This window comes from Kribbella orskensis, from assembly GCF_004342085.1.
In the GTDB taxonomy this organism is placed as follows: domain Bacteria; phylum Actinomycetota; class Actinomycetes; order Propionibacteriales; family Kribbellaceae; genus Kribbella; species Kribbella orskensis.
Genome location: NZ_SLWM01000004.1, coordinates 566,130 through 588,428, shown reverse-complemented (window position 1 = coordinate 588,428; position 22,299 = coordinate 566,130). Strand labels below are relative to the sequence as shown.

Below are 22,299 nucleotides of genomic sequence, written 5' to 3'. Positions count from 1 at the left end.
GGTGGGTGACCTCGCCGTGCGCCGGCGGGGTTAACAAGTGTTCACCTTCGGGTCACCCGCTGGGTACTGACCCGGCGGGAAGTTGGTGACAACGTTGCCAGGTAGCCCGCCACATTGTTCCGCCCCTCTCGGAGTGCGCTTGATGAACAAAAGTCTGCCCGCGACCTCGGTCGCAGGCCTCGGTCGCCTGCACGAATCCGTCGCCGTCCGGGCTCGTGGAATCGTCAAGTCGTTCGGTGAGGTGATCGCGCTCGACGGCATCGAGCTGGACGTGCCGCAGGGGCAGATCCACGGGTTGGTCGGACCGAACGGCGCAGGAAAGACGACCCTGCTCGGGCTCCTGCTGGGTCTGGCCGTCGCCGACAGTGGCACCCTCGAGATCCTGGGTACGACGGTCGGGCGCGCGCTCGCCGCTCCCGACGGTGTCACGGGTTTCGTCGACGGTCCCGGCCTGTACCCCTCGCTCACGGCCAGGCAGAACCTCGCCGCGTTGGCGGCGTTGCGTGGTCGCGAGGCGCGCACGGTGGGGATCGACGATGTGCTCGGTGACGTCGGGCTCACCGATGTCGCCGACGACCGGGTCCGCGGCTTCTCCCTCGGAATGCGTCAGCGCCTCGGGCTCGCCGCGGCCCTGCTAACCAAGCCCCGGTTGCTAGTGCTCGACGAACCGTCCAACGGGCTCGATCCGGCCGGCAAGAAGCACGTCCACGGCGTCCTCACCCGGCTCGCGGCCGACGGGACCTCCGTGGTGCTCTCCAGCCACCGGATGGACGACCTCGAGGCGCTGTGCTCCGAGGTCACCATCCTCGCCACCGGGCGGGTCGTCTTCTCCGGCCCGTTGAGCAAGTTGGCCGCCGAGACCGATGAGCTCGGCTACCGGCTCCTCACCTCCGACCCGGAGGCCGCCCGCCGGGTGGCGGGCGAAACGGCCGGAGTACGCGTCGCCGACGACACCGGGCAGAACGCCGCGGTGTTCGTGGTGCACGCGATGGTGCCGGCCCTCGACGAACTGGTGGTGCGGCTGGTGCAGGCGGGCATCGCGGTGCGCGAGCTCGCACCCGTGGTGTCGCCGCTCGAAGCCGCGTTCCTCGCCCTCACCGAGCAGCAGGAGTCGAACCGATGACCGCGACCGTCGACGTTACCGACGTTCCCACTGCCGGCCGGGTGTCGGTCGCGCGCGGGTACCGCTTCGAGCTGGTCAAGATGGTCTCGCAGTGGCGGGTCCGCTTGCTGGTTCTCGTCTGCTGGATCGCGCCGGCGCTGTTCGTCGCCGCGGTGAGTCAACAGGGCTCGCTCCCCGTCGACACGCTCTTCGGTCGCTGGATGCACGCCACGGCTTGGGCGGGACCGCTGGTGGTGCTCGGGTTCTCGGGCACCTGGGCGCTTCCACTGCTGACCTCGTTGGTCGCCGGCGACGCGTTCGCCTCCGAGGATCGGCTCGGTACCTGGCGCCACCTGCTGGTGGCGGTCCGGTCGCCCCGTCGGATCTTCGCAGCGAAGGCACTGGCCAGCCTCACCGTCATCGTGCTGCTCGTGGCCGGACTGGCGATTTCCAGCACGGTCGGTGGGCTCGTTGCGATCGGCAACCATCCGCTGATCGGCCTCGACGGCCACCTGCTGACACCGGCGGACGCCGCGGGCAAGGTCCTGCTCGCCTGGGTCTGCGTCCTCGCCCCGACTCTGGCCCTCGCCGCCATCGGACTGCTCGGGTCCGTCGCGCTGGGGCGGTCACCGATGGGACTCCTGCTGCCCGCGATCGTCGCGCTCACGATGCAGCTCGCCCAGATGCTGCCGATACCGGTCGCCGTACGCCTCGCTCTGCCCGGCTACGCCTTCACCGCGTGGAGCGGTTTGTTCACCAGCCCGGCGCAGCTCGGCCCGCTCCTGGTCGGTATCGGGGTGAGCCTGGTCTGGGCCGTGGCCGCGACAGCCTTGGCCTACCGGTTGTTCGTGCGGCGCGACTTCACCAACCTGACTGATGACGGCGCGGGCCGGCGTGCGCTCACTGGCGGCCTCCTGCCGCTGGTCGTACTGCTCGGGGTCTCCATCGGTGTCGTCACTCCGGCGACAGGGGCCACCGGCTCCGGGATCGAGCAGGAGAAGGTGCAGCAGTCGGTCGCCACGGCCTTCGCCCACCTCTACCGCCTGCAGACCAAGCAGCTCAACCGGCCCGACGTCACCGAGGCGCAGTTGAAGGCCACGGCGGCGTGCACGAAGGGCGGCGACCAGGTCGCCGCCCAGGGCGCAGGTAACGACTGGCGTTGCGTCGTGACCTGGCATCTCCCTGACGTCGAGGCCGCGGGGACGGCCATCTACCAGCTCGACGTCACCCCTGACGGGCGGTACGTCGCCGACGGCGACGGACCGAAGGAAGTGAACGGCTTCTTCCTGGTGCGCACGCCGCAAGGCGACGCACCGAACCCGCTTTGGCAGTTCGACGCCAAGCTCGAACTGCTCTCCGCCACTCCGAAGGAGTAATCCATGCAGGTAACACGCCGCCGCCGGCGTGACGAGGAGGGCCAATCAGGCCTGCTCGGCCGACGCATCGGACGCCGCGTATCACGGATCACAGCGGGTACCACCGTTGTCGCCGTGGTCGCCACCGGCTCCGGAATCGCATTCGCCTCGACGCGCATGTTCGGGACCGACCAGGTCGGGCAGACCACTGACAAGGGCCTGGTCGTCTCCGGCGACCAGTACGTCAACCCGATCGGTCAGCGCCTCGTCATCAACAACGGCAAGATCATGTCGTCCTCGCTCAGCCCGGACGGCACCCACGTAGCGGCCTCGGTCACCGACGGTGGGATGGCACTGGCCATCGTCGACCTGAAGACCTGGAAGGTGCAGCAGCTGGTCGGCAACAACGCCGCCGCGAACCTGCGCATCCCTGGCAACGACATCGGCCAGGAAGGCCCGACGTACTCACCCGACGGTTCGCAGCTGTGGCTGGGCCAGACCGACGGTTACCGCAGGTTCACCGTGAACCCCGACGGCACCGTCGCCAACCCGACCTTCGTCTCGATCGCGGCGGACGGGCCCAAGCACGCGCTGGTGGGTGAGGCGGTGTTCTCGCCCGACGGCTCCACCGTGTACTCCGCGGTCAACGGCCAGAACCGCGTCGTCGCCATCAACACGGCGACCGGCGCCATCCAGCAGAGCTGGACCGTGGGCAACGCTCCGCGCGACCTGATCAAGGTCGGCGACAAGCTCTATGTCAGCAACGAGGGCGGGCGTCCGGCGAAGCCGGGCGACACCACGATGAACTCGTACAACACCCAGGTCCCCGCCAACCCGTCGACCGGTGCCACCACCACCGGCACGGTCAGCGTCATCGACCTGGCGAACTCGGCCGCCGCCGTCACGAGCATCGACGTCGGGCTGCACCCGACCGCTCTGTACGCGAAGAACGGTGCGCTGTTCGTCACGAACACGGCGACCAACGACATCTCCGTCATCGACACCGCCAAGAACAAGGTCGTCCAGACCATCGCCACCCGGCCGTGGCCGGAGGCGTCGGTGGGCTACGAGCCCGACGGGGTGACGCTGACGGATGACGGTCACCTGCTGGTGACGCTCGGCCGCGCGAACGCGATCGCCGTCTACCGCTACCAGAACCCGCTGGAGCCGGTCAGCTACGTCGGCCTGCTTCCGACGGACTACTTCCCCGCGGAGATCACCACCGTCGGCGACGACGTACTGGTGTCCAACACTCGTGGAATCGATGCCCGTCGCCCGACGACAGCCGCCGGGCACGGCACCCACGACACGACGTCGAGCCTGCAGCGGTTCAAGCTGCCGGACGACCACGCCATCCGCGCTGGCACGGCCAAGGTCTTCCAGCAGAACGGCTGGACCAAGAACTCGGTCGAGGTTGCCAAGGACAAGGGCAACAAGTTGCCGGTACCGGTCCCGCAGCGGCTCGGCGACCCGTCGACGATCAAGCACGTCTTCCTGATCGTCAAGGAGAACCGGACCTACGACCAGGTCTTCGGCGACATCCCCGAGGGCAACGGCGACCCGGCACTGGCGCAGTACGGCGAGAACGTGACGCCGAACCAGCACGCGCTGACCAAGCAGTTCGGGCTGTACGACAACACCTACGACATCGGCACGAACTCCGCCGAGGGGCACAACTGGCTGATGCAGGCCGACAACCCGGAGTACACCGAGTCCTCGGCCGGTGAGTACCTGCGCAGCTACGACACCGAGGACGACGCTCTCGGCCACCAGCGGAGCGGCACCATCTGGAGCGGTGCGCAGGACGCCGGGAAGACCGTGCGCGACTTCGGTGAGTTCCAGCAGTTCCTGACCAAGCCGGCCGGCGCGAGCTGGCAGAACCTGTACTGCGACACCAAGAACATGGCGGCGACCGGCGCGAACACCGCCTACCCGCTGATCTCGTCGTCGCCGATCCCGTCGCTCAACGACGTGTCCGTGCACGGCTTCCCGAAGTTCGACACCGCGGTACCGGACATCTACCGGTACGAGATCTGGAAGCAGGACTTCGAGAAGTTCGGTCCGGCGAACCTGAACATGTTCTGGCTCTCCAGCGACCACACCGGTGGTCCGCCGAACGGAGCCGCCCAGGTCGCCGACAACGACCTCGCGGTCGGCAAGATGGTCGACACGATCTCGCACAGCAAGTACTGGAAGGACTCGGCGATCTTCGTCGTCGAGGACGACTCCCAGGCCGGTCTCGATCACATCGACGGCCACCGGGCCCCGATCCAGATCATCAGCCCGTGGGCTCAGCGTGGCGCGGTCGACAGCCACTACTACTCGCAGATCACGATGATCCGGACCATCGAGCAGATGCTCGGGATCAAGCCGATGAACCAGAAGGACAGCGCGGCCACCCCGATGGCCGGGGCGTTCACCAAGGAGCCCGACTACCGGCCGTTCACCGCTCTGCCCAACCGGACCTCGCTGACCGCGGGTCTGACGGCGCTGCCTTCCTGTGGCGCTGACGTTCCGGCGGCCCAGAACCCGCTCGCGGCGGCCGCTCCGACGGCGACCGTGCCGGCGGACCAGCAGGATGTCGCGGCGAAGTGGGACAGCTGGAAGTCGCAGCAGCGGCTCACCGGCCCCGACGCCAGGGCCGACTTCGCCAACCCCGCCCAGATGAACCACCTCAGCTGGTACGAGGCGCACGACTGGACCAAGCCGTACCCCGGCGAGGACATGATCGTCGCACCGGAGAACGTGCCGGGCGCCCTCATCCCGTCAGCGGAGAACGACGGCTGACCTAGCTGGTAGATCGCAGAGAAGGCCCCTGGCCGGCTTCACCGCCGGCCAGGGGCTTCTGTTTCTCCGGCCGATCAGGACTTGTCGTAATGGCTGGGTGGGAACGGGTGTCGTTCGGTCAACGGGTAGAGCTCGCTCTCCTCCGTCTCGCGTTTGATCTCCGCCTGTTCCTCTCGATACTCCTCGGTGTCGGTCAGATCGTCCGGCGCGGGCTCATCGGTGGCCGGTGGGACGTCATCGGGGTCGTAGTCGTCAACACCAGCTTCAACCCGCTCCTGCTCGGTGCGGCGGGCGAGATCGTCGTCGTCCGGGTGCAGCGGCATCCCGCCGTGCTCGCGCCGGTCGCGGTGAACGTCCTCCGACGTTTCGAAGGGTTCTTCAGTCATCGTTACCTCCATTGATCCGACGTCTCTGGTGGTGTGTTTTCCGAGCCTACTCGCGGCCCGTACCTAGTCAGGTCTTGGCGTCGTGGGAGACGCCGGCTGCGGCGTACACGTCCGTCTCGTCGAGTGATTCGTGCTCGAGGAGTTGTTCGGCGATGGCGTCCAGGCGATCGCGGTTCTCGCGCAGCAGTCGCCTGGCCTCCTGGTAGCACTCGTCGATCAGTCGCCGGACTTCTTCGTCGACGGTGTTGAGGAGTTCCTCGGAGGCGCCGCCCAGCCGTGGGTCGCCCTCGGCAGGCAGGACGGAGACCGGGCCGACAGCCTTGGACATGCCCCAGCGGCCGACCATCGAGCGAGCGATCCTCGTCGCGGTCTCCAGGTCGCTCTCGGCGCCAGTGGTGACGACACCGAGAACCTCCTGCTCGGCCGCCATCCCGCCGAGGGCGCCGATGATGCGCCCGCGCAGGTAGTCCGCGTCGTAGCCGTACCGGTCCATCTCCGGTGTGGAGAGCGTGACGCCGAGCGCGCGGCCGCGAGGGATGATCGAGACCTTGCGGACCGGGTCGGCGCCGACCTGGATGATGCCGAGCAGGGCGTGCCCGCCTTCGTGGTAGGCGGTCCGGCGGCGCTCTTCCTCACCCATCACCACGTTGCGGGCAGAACCGAGCTGGATCTTCTCCAGGGAGTCGGTGAGGTCGTGCTGGCCGATCTGCGACCGGTTCTGGCGCGCGGCCGCCAGGGCTGCCTCGTTCATCAGATTGGCAAGGTCTGCGCCGGTCATACCGGGAGTGGATCGCGAGAGGGCGGCCAGGTCGACGTCCGGCCCGAGCGGTTTGCCCCGCGCGTGGACCCGGAGAATCTCTTCCCGGCCCCGCTGATCGGGGGCGTGGACCGTGATGGTGCGGTCGAACCGGCCGGCCCGCAGCAGGGCCGGGTCGAGCACGTCCGCGCGGTTGGTGGCGGCCAGGACGATGACGCCCTCGGTGCCGGAGAAGCCGTCCATCTCGGTGAGGATCTGGTTGAGCGTCTGCTCTCCCTCGTCGTGACCGCCGATCGAGCGGGCGCCGCCGCGAGCGCGGCCGATGGTGTCGATCTCGTCGATGAAGATGATCGCCGGCGCGACCTTGCGTGCCTCGCCGAACAGGTCGCGAACCCGGCTCGCGCCGACGCCGACGATCGCTTCGATGAACTCCGAGGCGCTGGCCGAGAAGAAGGGCACTCCCGCTTCGCCGGCTGTGGCCCTCGCGAGCAAGGTCTTGCCCGTGCCTGGTGCGCCGGCGAGTAGGACACCCTTCGGAGCGCGGGCGCCGAGCCGCCGGTATTTGTCGGGATCTTTCAGATAGTCGACGATCTCGGCGATCTCTGCCTTGACCTCGTCGATGCCGGCGACGTCGGCGAAGGTGGCTCGGACGCTCTCGGGATCTATCGGCTTTTTCTGACCTCCGCCGAGAAGGCCGCTCAGCCCGCCTGAGGCCGCACGTTGTTGCCGCCTGAACAGCCAGAGGTAGAAGCCGACCAGCAACAGGATCGGCGCGAAGGAGATCAGCAGGTTCCAGAGCACCCCTCGCTGCTGGGTGACCGGAGTGGCCCGCACGGTCGCTCCGCTCTTCTCCAGCGCGCCGAACAGATCGTCCGTGGCGAACGTCGGTCGTTCAGTGGTGAATTTCGTGTATGTGGCGTCACTCTTGCCCGGGACTGTTGCCGCGTCCTTGAGCGTGCCCTGGATGGTGTCGCCGCGGGAGAACACCTCGGCGACGTTGCCCTTCTCGACCTGGATCGTGAACTCGGTGTAGGCGACGGTCTCCGTTCCGCCCGACATCTGATCCTGCATCGTGGTCAGCAGAAACAGCAGCAGGTAGCCGCCGGCGATGAAAGCCGCGAAGCGAAGCCACCGCGGCCGGCGAGGCGGTTTCCCGGCGCTCGGCGGCATGCCCTCCGTGCGCCACGGCTGATTGCCCGGCCGCGAGTCGTCGGCGCGACCGTCGCGGCCGGACGAGTTCTGCTGGGGCGGGGTCTGGTCCTGTTCACTCATGGTCGGCTCCGCTGATCAGTGCATGCGTCCAAGTTCGCGCCTTCCGCCCAACATAGGACTTCAGAGGCAGCCTGTCTTTGCCCTCAACGCAAGGCTTCAGCTCAGGCCTCTCGGCGGGAGAAGAGCTGCAGGAAGAACAGGAAGACGTTCAGGATGTCGAGGAAGATCGACGCGGCCATCAGCGGTGCACACATCGTGACCACCCGAGCCAGGGATCGGCCGAGCAACGGTGCAGGCGTAGCAAGCGCTCACGAGGTGCGGTTTGGAATAAGCCACGGGCGTCGGTGATTTCCAGCAGGCAACCGGGGTCTGTCACTGGTTCGACGGAGCCGTTGAAGGACGAAGGCTTGCCGCAACCTGCGAGGCGGCTGTGAGCGGGCTACGACACGATCCAGCCGTTTCCGACCTTCGCGGAGATCCACAGCGCACTCACGAATCGAGGAACGATGACGATCGCGAAGGAATGCCCGGAACACGCGCCACAGCTGCGCGAGAGACCTGCTAGAGGTCGGCGCGCCGCTGGGAAGGGTCTGCGAGAGGGCAATGCTCTTGCGGGGAGTGCTGCCCTGAGCGGGGCCGAGGAGTGGGGCCGATCATGAAAGACGTTGTGTACCTCGCTGTTTGTGCGGCCGTTTTTGCGGCCGTCTGGCTCGCGCTGCGGGGGGTGGAGAAGCTGTGAGCGCCGAGAACATCGCCGGCCTCGTGGTGGCCGCAGGGCTGGTCCTCTACTTGATCGCCGCGCTGATCTTCGCTGAGAGGTTCTGATGTCCGACACCGCAGCCGGTCTGTTGCAGGTCGGCCTCCTCGTCGCGCTGCTGGCGGCCGTTTATGTCCCTCTGGGCGGTTACATGGCCCGGGTCTACACCTCCGAGAAGGACTCCCGGGTCGAACGAGGTACCTACAAGCTGCTCGGAGTTGATTCGAAGGCCGAGCAGACCTGGGGCGTGTATGCCCGGTCCGTGCTGGCCTTCTCCTTCGTCGGCCTGATTCTGCTCTATGTGTTGCAGCGGGTGCAGTCACACCTACCGCTGTCTCTCGGTCTGCCGAACGTCGAACAAGGGCTGGCGTTCAACACCGCCGCCTCCTTCGTCGCGAACACCAACTGGCAGTCGTACTCGCCTGAGGTGACGATGGGTCACCTGGTCCAATTCGCCGGCCTCGCGGTACAGAACTTCGTCTCTGCCGCGGTCGGTATCGCCGTCGCCGTGGCGCTGATCCGTGGTTTCGCCCGGACGAAGACGGACCGGCTCGGCAACTTCTGGGTCGACTTGACCCGGACCGTACTGCGGATCCTGCTGCCGATCGCCGTAGTCGGTGGTTTGGTGCTGGTGGCGATGGGTGTCGTCCAGAACCTGTCCGGTGCGCACGAGGTGACCTCAGTGGTGGGCCAGACGCAGTCCATTCCGGGTGGCCCGGTGGCCAGCCAGGAAGTGATCAAGGAGCTCGGCACCAACGGTGGTGGCTTCTACAACGCCAACTCCGGGCACCCGTTCGAGAACCCGAACGGGTTGTCGAACCTGTTCGAGATCTTCCTGTTGCTGGTGATCCCGGTGGCGCTGACCCGCACCTTCGGCCTGATGGTGAAGGACAAGCGGCAGGGCTACGCGATCCTCGGCGTGATGGCCACCCTGTGGGTGGCGTTCACCTTCGCGGCGACGCTGTTCGAGTCGCAAGGCGAGGGCACCGCCACTCAGGCTGCCGGTGCTGCGATGGAAGGCAAGGAGACGCGCTTCGGCGTCTGGGCCTCCGCGTTGTTCGCCTCGTCGACAACCGGTACTTCGACCGGTGCGGTCAACTCGGCACACGACTCGTTCACGCCTTTGGGTGGCGGTACCGCGCTGTTCCACATGATGCTGGGTGAGGTCACACCGGGTGGTACCGGTTCAGGTCTCTACGGCATGCTGGTGCTCGCCGTGCTGGCGGTCTTCGTGGCCGGCCTGATGGTCGGGCGGACCCCGGAGTACCTGCGTAAGAAGATCACCGCGCGCGAGATGAAGCTGGTCTCGCTCTACATCCTGACGACACCGTCGCTGGTTCTCGTCGGCGCGGCCGTCGCGATGGGGCTGGCGACAGCGCGAGCGTCGATCTTCAACACGGACAGTCCGCACGGGTTCTCTGAGGTGCTGTATGCGTTCACCTCGGCCGGTAACAACAACGGCAGCGCGTTCGGTGGCTTGAGCGCGAACACCCCCTTCTACAACACCGCATTGGGCCTGGTGCTGCTGCTCGGCCGCTTCGTTCCCATGATCCTGGTGCTCGCCTTGGCGGGGTCGTTCGCCCGGCAGCAGCCGGTTCCCGTGAACGAAGGCACGCTGCCCACCCACAAGGCTCTGTTCGTCACGATGCTCGTCGGCGTCGTGGTGATCGTCACCGGCCTGACCTACTTCCCCGCACTCACTCTCGGACCCCTCGCGGAGGGACTGTGACCACGCTGATGGAGCCGCCCGCATCGAAGGCGGTCGTGACTTCCAAGAAGGCTCCCTCGGGTCTGTTCGATCCGAGGATGTTGCTGACCTCTCTGCCGGACGCGCTGCGCAAGCTCGATCCGCGGGTGATGGTGAAGAACCCGGTGATGTTCGTGGTCGAGGTGGGAGCCGTCGCCTCGACGATCCTCGCCTTCACCGACTCCAGCGTGTTCGTCTGGTGGATCGTCGTCTGGCTCTGGCTGACCGTTGTCTTCGCCAACCTGGCCGAAGCGGTGGCGGAGGGCCGGGGGAAGGCGCAGGCAGAGACACTGCGCCGGGCGAAGACCGAGACGACGGCGCGACGGCTGACTGCCGACGGCGTCACTGAGGAGGAAGTACCTGCAGTCGACCTGCAGTTGGGAGATCTTGTGGTGGTCGAGGCCGGTCAAATCATTCCGGGTGACGGTGACGTGGTCGAGGGTGTCGCGAGCGTGGACGAGTCGGCGATCACGGGTGAGTCGGCTCCGGTGATCCGGGAGTCCGGTGGTGACCGGAGCGCGGTCACCGGCGGGACGAAGGTGCTGTCGGACCGGATCGTGGTGAGGATCACCACGAGGCCGGGGGAGAGTTTCATCGACCGGATGATCGCCCTGGTCGAGGGTGCGTCGCGGCAGAAGACGCCGAACGAGATCGCGCTGAACATCCTGCTGGCCAGCCTGACGATCGTGTTCTTGATGGCGACGGTGACGTTGCCGCCGTTCGCGGACTATGCGGGTGTCAACCTGAGCATCGTCGTGCTGGTCGCGCTGTTGGTGTGTCTGATCCCGACGACGATCGGTGCGTTGTTGTCGGCGATCGGTATCGCCGGCATGGACCGGTTGGTGCAGCGCAATGTGCTGGCGATGTCGGGTCGTGCGGTCGAGGCCGCCGGTGACGTGAACACGCTGCTGCTGGACAAGACCGGCACGATCACGCTGGGCAACCGGCAGGCGTCGGAGTTCATCCCGCTGGCCGGGGTCACCGAGACCGAACTGGCCGACGCGGCCCAGCTGTCCAGCCTGGCCGACGAGACCCCCGAAGGTCGCTCGATCGTCGTCCTGGCGAAGACGCAGTACGGGCTCAGGGAGCGCACCACGGGAGAGTTGCCGCACGCAACGTTCGTGCAGTTCACCGCGCAGACGCGGATGAGCGGGGTCGACGTCGACGACCGGCAGGTCCGCAAGGGTGCGGCCGGCGCGGTGAATGCCTGGATCGGCAGCCAGGGCGGCAAGGTCGACAACGCGCTCGGCGAGGTCGTCGACGGCATCTCCGCCTCCGGCGGCACGCCGCTGGTCGTTGCCGACAGCAAGGGCGGGGTGGCCCGGGCGCTCGGGGTGATCCACCTGAAGGATGTGGTCAAGGAAGGGATGCGGGAGCGGTTCGACCAGATGCGGGCGATGGGCATCCGGACGGTGATGATCACCGGTGACAACCAGCTGACCGCGAAGGCGATCGCCGAGGAGGCCGGGGTCGACGACTTCCTGGCCGAGGCGACGCCCGAGGACAAGATGGCGCTGATCAAGAAGGAGCAAGAAGGTGGCCGGCTGGTCGCGATGACCGGTGACGGCACCAACGACGCTCCGGCGCTGGCGCAGGCCGATGTCGGGGTGGCGATGAACAGCGGCACGTCGGCGGCGAAGGAGGCCGGCAACATGGTCGACCTCGACTCCAACCCGACCAAGCTGATCGAGATCGTGGAGATCGGCAAGCAGATGCTGATCACCCGTGGTTCGCTGACCACGTTCTCGATCGCGAACGACGTGGCGAAGTACTTCGCGATCCTGCCGGCGCTGTTCGCGGCGGCCTATCCGGGCCTGGACAAGCTGAACATCATGCGGCTGGACTCGGCCGAGTCGGCGATCCTGTCCGCGGTCATCTTCAACGCGCTGGTGATCGTGGCCCTGGTCCCGCTGGCGCTGCGAGGAGTGCAGTACAAGCCGTCGTCGGCGTCGGCGATGTTGCGGCGCAACCTGTTGATCTACGGCGTCGGCGGGCTGATCAGCCCGTTCATCGGCATCAAACTCATCGATCTGCTGATCTCGCTCATCCCGGGCATCGGCTGAGAGGGGACTGACAATGGCAGGCAATCGAAGCACGCTGGCCCAGTTCGGTGTCGGTATCCGGGCCATGGTGGTCCTCACTGTCCTCCTGGGGGTCATCTATCCGCTGGCGATGACCGGGGTCGGCCAGATCTTGTTCCACGGCAACGCGAATGGCTCGATGATCCAGGCCGGTGGCAAGGACGTGGCGTCCGATCTGATCGGTCAGGCCTACACCAAGCAGGCGGTCAAGGACGGCAAGCCGGAGGTGGACGCGGACGGTGCGCCGGTGATGGTCGCCGACCCGCTGTGGTTCCAGACCCGGCCGTCGGCCGTGGACTACGACGGGGCAGGCAGCGCGGCCTCGCAGTTCGGCCCGAACAACGCCGACCTGCTGGCGGCGGTCCAGGAGCGCCGCAAGGCCGTCGCCGACCTGGAAGGTGTGGACCCCGCGCAGGTGCCGCCGGACGCCGTCACAGCCAGTGGCAGCGGCCTCGACCCGCAGATCAGCCCGGCGTACGCCGCCCTGCAGGTCGACCGCGTCGCGCGCGAGCGGGGCCTGGACGTGGCCAAGGTGAAGCAACTGGTCGAGGACAACACCAAGGGGCGGACGATCGGGTTCCTCGGGAAGCCGACGGTCAACGTGGTCACGCTCAATCGTGATCTCGCCGCCCTGACTTGAGCCACGATGGGTACATGAGCGGCGGTCGCGGGCATCTGAGGATCTACCTTGGCGCCGCACCTGGCGTGGGCAAGACCTACAAGATGCTCGAGGAAGGCAAGCGGCGGCAGGAGCGCGGTACGGACGTGGTGGTCGGTTTCGTGGAGACCCACGGCCGGTCACACACTGCCGCGCTGCTGGGTGGGTTGGAAGTCGTGCCGCGGCGCATCCTGGACTACCGCGGCGCGAGCTTCACCGAGATGGACCTGGACGCGCTGCTGGCCCGGCGGCCCGAGGTCGCGCTGATCGACGAGCTCGCCCACAGCAACGTGCCCGGCAGCCGGAACGAGAAGCGCTGGGAGGATATCGACGAACTGCTCGGCGCGGGCATCAACGTGATCTCCACCGTGAACATCCAGCACCTCGAGTCGATCAACGACGTGGTCGAGAAGATCACCGGCGCGCCACAGCGCGAGACCGTGCCGGACCGGGTGGTCCGGGCGGCGGACCAGATCGAGCTGGTCGACATGACCCCGGAGGCGCTACGCCGCCGGATGGCGCACGGCAACATCTATGGCGCCGACAAGGTCGATGCTGCCCTGGGCAACTACTTCCGGGGCGGCAACCTGGCAGCTTTGCGGGAACTCGCGCTGTTGTGGCTCGCGGACCGCGTCGACGTGGGGTTGCAGCAGTACCGTTCACAGCACGACATCGACTCCACCTGGGAGGCGCGCGAGCGGGTCGTCGTGGCGCTCACCGGCGGGCCCGAAGGCGAGACCCTGATCCGGCGTGCCGCCCGCATCGCCGCCCGTTCCTCCGGCGGCGATCTGCTCGCCGTTCACGTCACCCGCTCGGACGGCCTGACCGGGGCGGATCCGGGCCGGCTCGCCCAGCAACGACAGCTGGTGGAGAGTCTGGGTGGTACCTACCACCAAGTGGTGGGCGAGGACGTCCCGGCCGCGCTGTTGTCATTCGCCCGGGCGGAGAACGCTACCCAGTTGGTGCTGGGCGGCAGCCGCCGGTCCTGGTTCTCCGCGCTGTTCGGGCCGGGCATCGGGGCAAGCGCGATCCGCGAGTCCGGCGACATCGACGTCCACATCGTCCGGCATTCGGAGATGGGCCGGGGCCGGTTGCCGCGACTGCGCGGGAGCCTCTCGCGCCGGCGGCAGGCTTACGGGTTCGTGCTCGCGGTCGCGCTGCCGCCGCTGCTGGCGCTGCTGCTCGGCCTCGGCGGTGACACGCTGAACCTGACCAGCAACGTACTGGTCTTCCTGCTCGGCGTGGTTGTCGTGGCGCTCGTCGGAGGGCTCTGGCCGGCTTTGGTCACGGCAGTAGCAGGCTCGCTGGTGCTGAACTACTTCTTCACCCCGCCGACCGGCACCTTCACTGTCGCCGACGCCAACGACGTACTGGCACTGGCGATCTTCGTACTGGTGGCCGCCTTGGTCAGCTCGGTGGTCGACCGGGCCGCGCGTAGGACCCGGCAGGCGGCGAGGTCGGCGGCCGAGTCGGAGACCCTGGCCACGTTGGCGGGCACGGTGCTCCGTGGACAGACGGCCCTGCCTGCGTTGCTGGAGCGAGTCCGGGAGGCCTTCGGAATGGAGGGTGCGGTCCTGCTGGAACGGCTCGAGACCGACGAGCTCACCGAGAGTTGGCGACCGATCGCCTCCGCCGGCACCACGACCAGCGTGCGGCCCGAGGACGGTGACGCCGCGGTTCCCGCTCGAGACGACCTGGTGCTGGTCCTGCAAGGTCGGTCGCTGGCTGCTGACGAGCGCCAACTGGTCGGTGCGTTCGCGGCGCACGCTGCCGCGCTCCTCGATCGTGGTCGGCTGACCGAAGAGGCCGCGGAAGCCAAGCCGCTCGCAGAGGCGGACAAGCTGCGTACGGCGTTGCTGCGCGCCGTCAGCCACGACCTGCGGTCACCGCTCGCGTCCGCCAAGGCAGCTGTCACCAGCCTCCGGAGTTCCGACGTCGACTGGACCGATGACGAGCAGGACGAGTTGCTCGCGACGGCCGACGAGTCGCTTGACCGCCTGAGCCGACTGGTCGATGACCTGCTCGACCTGAGCCGCCTGCAAGCCGGAGTGCTCCCGGTCTTCACGCGGTCGGTGGCGATCGACGAGATCGTGCCGGTGGTGATGGCCGGACTCGGTGACGATGGCGCGAAGGTGACGGTGGACATTCCGACCACGCTTCCGCTGGTGGCGGCGGATCCGGTCCTGCTGGAGCGGGTGCTCGCGAATCTGCTCGCCAATGCCGTGCGCTACTCGCCTCCCGGCGGGCCGCCGCTGGTGACCGGCAGCGCGCTCGGGGAGGTCGTCGAGATCCGGGTCATCGATCGCGGTCCGGGCATCCCGGCCGCTGAACGGGGCCGGGTCTTCGCGCCGTTCCAGCGGCTCGGCGACACCGACAACACCGTCGGCGCCGGACTCGGGCTGGCACTCGCGCGCGGGCTCGCCGAGGCGATGCACGGCAGCGTGGAACCGGAGGAAACGCCCGGCGGAGGTCTCACCATGGTCATCTCGATGCCGGCTGCGCCCAGCAGCGCGGATGACACGCCGGTACCGGGCAGCCGTGAGCGCGCCGAGCCAGAACCGCAGGAGCGCGACTGACACCGATGAGAGTGTGCGACTGGTTAGGGTTCGTGCATGGGTAGCAGCGTGTACATCGCGTCGGTGGAGGGTTACACCGGGAAGTCCACTGTGGCTCTGGGGGTGCTGGAGCAGTTGTCGCGGCGGGTTGAGCGGGTGGCTGTGTTCCGGCCCATCGTGCGGCCGGACACGGCGCAGTACGGGGGGCGCGACTACGTGCTGGATCTCCTCACCTCCCACGACGCTGTCCCGCTGTCGTACGACGAAAGTGTCGGAGTCACCTACGACGAGGTGCACCGGGACCCCGATGCCGCGCTGGACCGCATCGTGCAGCGCTACCGTGACGTGGCCGACCGGGGTGACCCGGTGCTCATCCTGGGCAGCGACTACACCGACGTGGGCACGCCGACGGAGTTCGCCTACAACGCGAGGATCGCCGCCAATCTGGGCGCGCCCGTGCTGCTCGTGCTGAACGGTTCCGGCCGTACTCCGGAGGAGCTGCGCACGTTGACCGAGCTGGCCTCCGCCGAGCTGGCGGCCAACCACGGCTCGTTGTTCGCGGTGATCGCCAACCGCGTCGACGAGGATCAGCTCGCGCCGACCACCGCCGTACTGGCCGGCGCGGGCGTCCCGGCGTACGCCATCCCCGAGGAGCCACTGCTCAGCGCACCCTCGGTCGCGGACCTCATGCCAGCGGTTGCCGGACAGTTGCTCAGCGGTGACCGGCAGTTGCTGTCCCGTGAAGTCAGTGGGCTGGTGATAGCCGCCATGACGATGCCCAATGTGCTCGACCGGCTGTTCGAAGGGGCGGCCGTGGTCACGGCGGCGGACCGCCCGGAGGTGGTCGTCGGCGTACTGATGGCGCATGCCTCGCAGAACTTCCCACAGGTCTCGGCGATCTTCCTCAACGGCGGGTTCGCACTGCCGGACCAGGTTCGGCGGCTGATCGAGGGCGTCGGCGTCACCCTGCCCATCATCGAGACCGACCTGGGCACGCACGCGGCCTCCACCGCGCTGACCGCAGTACGGGGCCGAGTCACCAAGGACTCTCCGCGCAAGGTGGACATGGCGCTCGCGCTGTTCGACCGGTACGTCGACGGCGCCGCGCTGCTGGATCGGCTCGCGGTGGCGCGGAGCAACGCGGTGACCCCGCTCATGTTCGAGCACCAGGTGATCGACGAGGCGCTGGCCGACCTGAAGCACATCGTCCTGCCGGAGGGTGAGGAGGAGCGGATCCTGCGGGCGGCCGACGCGCTCCTCCGCCGCCGCGTGGCGCGGCTGACCCTCCTCGGGGATCCGATCGCGATCAGCGCGAAGGCGGCCGCCCTCGGGGTGGACGTCTCGGCGGCGCGGATCGTCAGCCCGGACGGCGACGAGGTACTGCGGGAGCGGTTCGCCCAGGAGTACCGCCGGCTCCGTCAGCACCGTGGCGTCGACCTCGACCGGGCCCGCGACGTGGTCCGGGACGTGTCCTACTTCGGCACGATGATGGTGAAGCTCGGGCTGGCCGACGGCATGGTGTCGGGTGCCGTCCACACCACCGCGCACACGATCCGGCCGGCTCTCGAGGTGGTGAAAACGCTGCCCGGGGTGTCCGTGGTGTCGTCGGTGTTCTTCATGTGCCTGGAGAACCAGGTCCTCGTGTACGGCGACTGTGCGGTCAACCCTGATCCGACCGCCGAGCAGCTTGCCGACATCGCGATCTCCTCGGCCGCGACCGCGGCGGCGTTCGGCATCGAGCCGCGCGTCGCGATGCTGTCGTACTCGACCGGTGCCTCCGGCACGGGCACGGAGGTGGAGAAGGTGTCCAAGGCAACCGGGATCATCAGAGAGCGTGCGCCCGAGTTGCTGGTGGAGGGGCCGATCCAGTACGACGCCGCGATCGACGCCGCCGTGGCGAAGACCAAGCTGCCTGGTTCGCCGGTGGCCGGCCGGGCGACGGTGTTCATCTTTCCCGACCTCAATACCGGCAACAACACCTACAAGGCGGTGCAGCGGTCGGCGAACGCGGTCGCTGTCGGGCCGGTGCTCCAAGGGCTGCGGAAACCGGTGAACGACCTCTCCCGGGGCGCCACCGTGCGGGACATCATCAACACGGTCGCGATCACCGCCATCCAGGCGCAGCAGGAATCGGCGACAGCCGCAGCGAGCGCGGAGAGGACCAACCGATGAGCGATCACGTGCTGGTGATCAACGCGGGATCCTCGTCCCTGAAGTACAGCCTGGTCGACGCCGCGTCCGGGGAGGCTGCCGCTATCGGTCTCATCGAGCGCATCGGTGAGTCGGAAGGCCACCAGCTGCACCGCGGCCCGAACGGCGAGACCAGTACTGCGCTGTCGATCTCGTCCCACGAGGATGCGCTGAAGGCGGCGATCAACGCCTTCGAGACGCAGGGCCCGTCCCTCGACGATCTCGACATCGTTGCCGTGGGCCACCGAGTCGTGCACGGCGGATCCTGGTTCGCCGACCCGGTCCTCGTCGACGACGACCTGATCGCGAAGGTCACCGAACTCGTGCCGCTGGCCCCGCTCCACAACCCGGCCAACCTCGAGGGCATGCGGGTGGCTCGCCGGCTCTTCCCCGACCTGCCGCAGGTGGCCGTGTTCGACACCGCCTTCCACCAAACCCTCGAACCGGAGGCGTACACGTATGCGGTTCCCCACGAGTGGCTGAAAGAGCACGGGATCCGGCGGTACGGCTTCCACGGCACCTCGCACGCATTCGTCTCCGGGGAGGCTGCACGCCTGCTCGGGCGTGATCCGGCGGACGTGAACCTCATCGTGCTCCACCTGGGCAACGGTTGTTCCGCGACGGCCGTGCGTGGTGGCAGGTCGGTCGACACCTCGATGGGCATGACCCCGCTCGAAGGGCTGGTGATGGGAACGCGGTCCGGCGACCTGGACCCGGCGATTCACGGGCACCTGTCCCGCGAGCTCGGCCTGCCCCTGGACAAGATCGACCGTCTGCTCAACTACGAATCCGGGTTGAAAGGCCTGAGCGGCGAGAACGACTTCCGGGAGCTGTCGAAGCGGCGGGCCGCCGGCGACGACCGGGCGCAGTTGGCCTTCGACGTCTACCGCCACCGGATCAAGAAGTACGTCGGGGCGTACTACGCCGTACTGGGGACCGTCGATGCGATCGTCTTCACCGCGGGAGTAGGCCAGAACGCCGCAGAGTTACGGGCCGCCTCACTCGAGGGCCTCGAACGCCTCGGCATCCAGATCGACGACGAACGCAACACCGCCTCGTCTGACAAGGCCCGCGTCGTCTCCACCGACGACAGCGCCGTGACCGTCCTGGTCGTCCCCACCAACGAGGAATGGCAGATCGCCCGCGAGGCACTCAGCGTCATCCGCCCTTGACGACATGGTCTTGGAAAGCCTTGCTAGTACTAGTACCTGGGCCGGGCGGACGGAGGAGCAAATGGCATCGCCACCTCACGAAAGGCATGACGCGCAACAGCGGATGCTTGGCGCAGTACCGGGACAGCCTGCGCTCGGGCGGGGGCCTACTCCTGGCAGTGACTATTCACGCCACGAGTACCACCATCCGGCGGCGGGATGGGGTGCGGCACGCAGTGTCGGGAAGGTGCTCGAGCGGGCGGGAGAGCCGATGGAGGGCTTCCGGGCGCTCTTCGTGATGAACCAGGAGGACGGCGGCTTCGACTGCCCGGGCTGCGCGTGGCCGGACGATCCGCACGGGCTCCACCTCGACATCTGTGAGAACGGGGTCAAGCACGCCACCTGGGAACTCGCTCCCGCGAACGCCGACCGCGAGTTCTTCGCCGGTCACACCGTCGCCGAGCTGGCCGAGTGGAGCGACTACGACCTGGAAGCGGTCGGACGGCTCGCGGAGCCGATGAGCTACAACCCGGCGACCGACAAGTACGAGCCGATCTCCTGGGATGACGCCTTCGTGCTGGTCGGCGGAACCCTGCGGGAGTTGGAGACTCCGGATCAGGCCGCGTTCTACACCTCCGGGCGGCTCAGCAACGAGGCGACTTTCCTGTACCAGCTCTGGGTGCGCGAGTTCGGCACGAACAACCTTCCGGACTGCTCGAACATGTGCCACGAGGCGAGTGGCCGAGCACTGACCGCGGCGATCGGGAGCGGCAAGGGCACCGTCGATCTGCACGACTGGGAGATCGCGGACGCGATCTGGCTGATGGCCGACAACGCCGCGACGAACGCGCCGCGGATGCTGACCTGGCTGGCCGAGGCCGACCGGCGCGGCGCCCAGCTCGTGCACATCAATCCCCTGATCGAAGCGGGCTCCCGGCGGACGATCATCCCCCACGAGTTCGCCCACCTGGCAACCTTCCACGCGACCTCGACCGGAACGATGAACGTGCAGGTGCGGATCGGCGGCGACCTCGCCCTGCTGCGCGGCGTCGCCAAGGCCGTCTTCGAGGCGGCCGCGCAGGATCCTGACGTTCTCGACCACGAGTTCATCGCGCAGTACACCCACGGCGTCGACGAGTACCGCGCGCTGGTCGAGGCCACCCCCTGGGCAGACCTGGTCCGCGATGCCGGCGTGGACGAGGCCGGGGTCCGCAGGCTCGCCGACTCCTACCTGGCGACGAAACGCGTCATCATCGCGTGGTGCCTCGGCCTCACGCAGCACGAGCACGGCGTCGACACGGTGCGCGAGGTCGTCAACCTGCTGCTCCTGCGGGGCAACCTCGGCCGGCCGGGTGCGGGACCTTGTCCGGTCCGCGGGCACAGCAACGTGCAGGGCAACCGCACCTGTGGGATCAACAATCGTCCGGACCAGCCGTTCCTCGATCGGCTGGCCGAGGTCTGCGAGATCGACCCGCCGCGCGAAGCGGGACTGGGCACGGTCGGAACGATCGAGGCGATGCAGAGCGGCGACGTGAAGGTGTTCGTCGCCCTCGGCGGCAACTTCGCCCTCGCCAGCCCTGATCTCCCGTACACCTTCGAGGCGCTCCGGAAGTGCGAGCTCACCGTGCAGGTGAGCACGAAGCTCAACCGCAGCCACATCGTGCACGGCAAGCGAGCGCTGATCCTTCCCTGCCTCGGCCGCACCGACAAGGACGTGCAGGCGGGTGGAGTCCAGGGGATCACCGTCGAGGATTCGATGTCGATGGTGCACATCTCGTACGGGATGAAGGACCCCGGCTCGCCGCAGCTCCGCTCCGAGTGCGCGATCCTGGCCGGCCTGGCCCAGGCCACGCTGCCGGAGAGCAGAACGCCGTGGCAGAGCTACGCCGACGACTACGACCGCATCCGCGACACGATGGCGCAGGTGCTGCCCGGGTTCGAGGACTTCAACACGCGCGCCCGCGGCCCGCACGGCTTCCGCATCCACCAGCCGGCCCGCGAGCGTGACTTCCGGACTCCCTCTGGCCGCGTCGAGTTCTCCCTGGCGTCGCTGCCGGACGACGTCGATCCGGGTGAGGGCCGCCTGACGCTTGCGACGGTCCGTTCGCACGACCAGTTCAACACCACGATCTACTCGAACGACGACCGGTACCGCGGGCTGAAGGGCCTGCGCACCGTCGTCTTCATGAACGAGAACGACCTACGCGACCGCGGCCTCGAAGAGTTCGACCTGGTCGACATCACGAGCTTCTCGAAGGACGGCACGAAGCGCACGGTGCACGGCTACCGAGCCGTCCGCTACGAGATCCCACCCGGCTGCACTGCCGGCTACATGCCAGAACTGAACGTCCTCTGCGGCATCGCCGACTACAGCACCCAAAGCGACCAGCCTGTCACCAAACACCTCGTCGTCGAGGTGACACGTAGTCGCGAAGTCAGGCCCATCGACTGACACCTTCGCCGCGGATCAGGCTGCAGCGTGGAGCTTGCGGCGGTTCCAGAACGGGGTGGGATAGCGGCGTACGGCGTTGTAGTAATGAGCGCGCTCGATGAGGTAAGTGGTGCATTCGGTGTCGCGCGCCGATTCGTACTGCGTGATCAGTGTCGCCGCGTCGCCAGGCCTGTCGAGTAGGCCAATCAGCGTGTCTGCTGCACCAGCGGCAGTTTGTAGCGCTCGCTGTACTCCGCTGCCGGAGATCGGGTCGACCGACAGGGCCGCGTCGCCGACCGCGAGCCATGGTCGGACGTCGTGCAGGCGGGTCGTGCGCCGGCTCGCGGCCGGGTAGACCAACAGTGCCGATGATGCCGACCTGGGACCGATGCGTTCTGCCGTGGCGGTCGTTGCAAAGAGGCGGTTGTGCCACGGTCCGGCGGAGGCCAGACGGTCGCGACGGCACAGGTCGGCGTCGGTCATGAGCATCCCGACCATCGCGCCCCCGGGCAGCGGCGCTGTGTACCACCAGCCGTCTGCGGCCGCCTCGACCAGCAGGTACTGCTCGTCGGTCACGTTGACTCCGTGCCACTGAGCGGTGATCCCGACGAGCCGGTCGAAGGCGAGGCGTCGCGCGCCCAGCGACCGGCCCAGGACAGCCGATCGGCCGGTGGCATCGACCACCAGCCGCGCGGCCAGTCGGCGCTCGCCGGAGCAGACCACGTTCCAGGCAGCGCCGTCGTACCGGCAGTTCACAAGTGAGGTGCGCATCAGTACGTCGGTGCCGGCGTCGGCGGCTGCATCCGCGAGCATCCGGTCGAAGGCGCGCCGGTCGACGTGCCAGCCGCTGGCGTATCCGCTGGCCAGGTGCGAGTGCTCGGCCGGTTCCGGGTCGTCCCAGATGCTCCGAGTGCCCCAGGAGGGCAGCGGCCGCAGCGCGCAGTACCGGTCCCAGACGCCCAACTCACGCAACAGGGGTTGGACGGCCGGGGCCAGCGTCTCGCCGACCCTGGGGTGGTCGAAGTGGCTGCGTTCCAGCAGTGCCACCGATCTGCCCGTCGATGCCAGCCGCAGAGCGGTCGCAGTACCGGCCGGACCACCGCCGACGACGACCACGTCGTACATCGCGG

Annotated in this window: 14 protein-coding genes; 11 read left to right on the top strand and 3 right to left on the bottom strand. The window is 68.0% G+C overall.

Annotated elements, in window-relative coordinates:
- Positions 1–142 precede the first annotated feature (142 nt).
- From EV644_RS14930 to EV644_RS14920, 3 genes are read left to right on the top strand one after another with little or no spacing between them, the layout of a single operon-like run.
- Positions 143–1,123, top strand: coding sequence for an ABC transporter ATP-binding protein (locus tag EV644_RS14930; protein ID WP_132188841.1), 981 nt, complete (start codon positions 143–145; stop codon positions 1,121–1,123).
- Entirely contained in the window at positions 1,120–2,478 is a 1,359-nt protein-coding gene (locus tag EV644_RS14925; RefSeq protein WP_132188840.1) for an ABC-2 transporter permease family protein, read from the top strand. The genes EV644_RS14930 and EV644_RS14925 overlap by 4 nt, the downstream gene beginning before the upstream one ends.
- 3 nt (positions 2,479–2,481) lie before the next feature.
- Positions 2,482–5,244: a bifunctional YncE/alkaline phosphatase family protein gene (locus EV644_RS14920; RefSeq protein ID WP_132188839.1), complete on the top strand. Its 2,763-nt coding sequence runs from the start codon at positions 2,482–2,484 to the stop codon at positions 5,242–5,244.
- A gap of 74 nt (positions 5,245–5,318) precedes the next feature.
- Here the strand turns inward: EV644_RS14920 and EV644_RS14915 are convergent, their stop codons facing one another.
- Positions 5,319–5,630 carry a hypothetical protein gene (locus EV644_RS14915; protein WP_132188838.1) on the bottom strand — a complete coding sequence of 104 codons (312 nt, stop codon included), beginning with the start codon at positions 5,628–5,630 and terminating at the stop codon, positions 5,319–5,321.
- A 67-nt stretch (positions 5,631–5,697) separates the two neighbouring features.
- Positions 5,698–7,659 carry an ATP-dependent zinc metalloprotease FtsH gene (gene ftsH / locus EV644_RS14910; protein ID WP_132188837.1) on the bottom strand — a complete coding sequence of 654 codons (1,962 nt, stop codon included), beginning with the start codon at positions 7,657–7,659 and terminating at the stop codon, positions 5,698–5,700.
- A gap of 675 nt (positions 7,660–8,334) precedes the next feature.
- Between ftsH and kdpF the strand changes: the two genes are divergently transcribed.
- Genes kdpF through EV644_RS14870 form a run of 8 tightly spaced genes read left to right on the top strand, consistent with a single transcriptional unit; the run spans position 8,335 to position 21,190 of the window.
- Positions 8,335–8,424 carry a K(+)-transporting ATPase subunit F gene (gene kdpF, locus EV644_RS14905; RefSeq protein ID WP_132188836.1) on the top strand — a complete coding sequence of 30 codons (90 nt, stop codon included), beginning with the start codon at positions 8,335–8,337 and terminating at the stop codon, positions 8,422–8,424.
- Positions 8,424–10,085 (top strand): potassium-transporting ATPase subunit KdpA, encoded by a 1,662-nt coding sequence (kdpA, locus tag EV644_RS14900; protein ID WP_132188835.1) that lies wholly within the window; start codon positions 8,424–8,426, stop codon positions 10,083–10,085. The genes kdpF and kdpA overlap by 1 nt, the downstream gene beginning before the upstream one ends.
- Positions 10,086–10,093: 8 nt before the next feature.
- On the top strand, positions 10,094–12,166 hold the full coding sequence (gene kdpB / locus EV644_RS14895; RefSeq protein ID WP_132188952.1) for a potassium-transporting ATPase subunit KdpB: 2,073 nt from the start codon (positions 10,094–10,096) through the stop codon (positions 12,164–12,166).
- Positions 12,167–12,179: 13 nt separating this feature from the next.
- A complete protein-coding gene (kdpC, locus tag EV644_RS14890) occupies positions 12,180–12,824 on the top strand; it encodes a K(+)-transporting ATPase subunit C (RefSeq protein ID WP_132188834.1) in 645 nt (214 codons plus the stop codon).
- Between the two features lie 14 nt (positions 12,825–12,838).
- Positions 12,839–15,418 (top strand): sensor histidine kinase, encoded by a 2,580-nt coding sequence (locus EV644_RS14885; RefSeq protein WP_132188833.1) that lies wholly within the window; start codon positions 12,839–12,841, stop codon positions 15,416–15,418.
- Between the two features lie 36 nt (positions 15,419–15,454).
- Positions 15,455–17,569 (top strand): phosphate acetyltransferase, encoded by a 2,115-nt coding sequence (gene pta, locus EV644_RS14880; protein ID WP_132188832.1) that lies wholly within the window; start codon positions 15,455–15,457, stop codon positions 17,567–17,569.
- Complete coding sequence (locus tag EV644_RS14875) at positions 17,566–18,759, top strand: acetate/propionate family kinase (protein ID WP_132188831.1); 1,194 nt, start codon at positions 17,566–17,568, stop codon at positions 18,757–18,759. Before pta ends, EV644_RS14875 begins: the two co-directional genes overlap by 4 nt.
- 4 nt (positions 18,760–18,763) lie before the next feature.
- Positions 18,764–21,190: an FdhF/YdeP family oxidoreductase gene (locus EV644_RS14870; protein WP_369410496.1), complete on the top strand. Its 2,427-nt coding sequence runs from the start codon at positions 18,764–18,766 to the stop codon at positions 21,188–21,190.
- A gap of 15 nt (positions 21,191–21,205) precedes the next feature.
- Here EV644_RS14870 and EV644_RS14865 read toward each other — a convergent pair whose 3' ends face one another.
- Complete coding sequence (locus tag EV644_RS14865; protein WP_241998169.1) at positions 21,206–22,294, bottom strand: NAD(P)/FAD-dependent oxidoreductase; 1,089 nt, start codon at positions 22,292–22,294, stop codon at positions 21,206–21,208.
- Positions 22,295–22,299 lie beyond the last annotated feature (5 nt).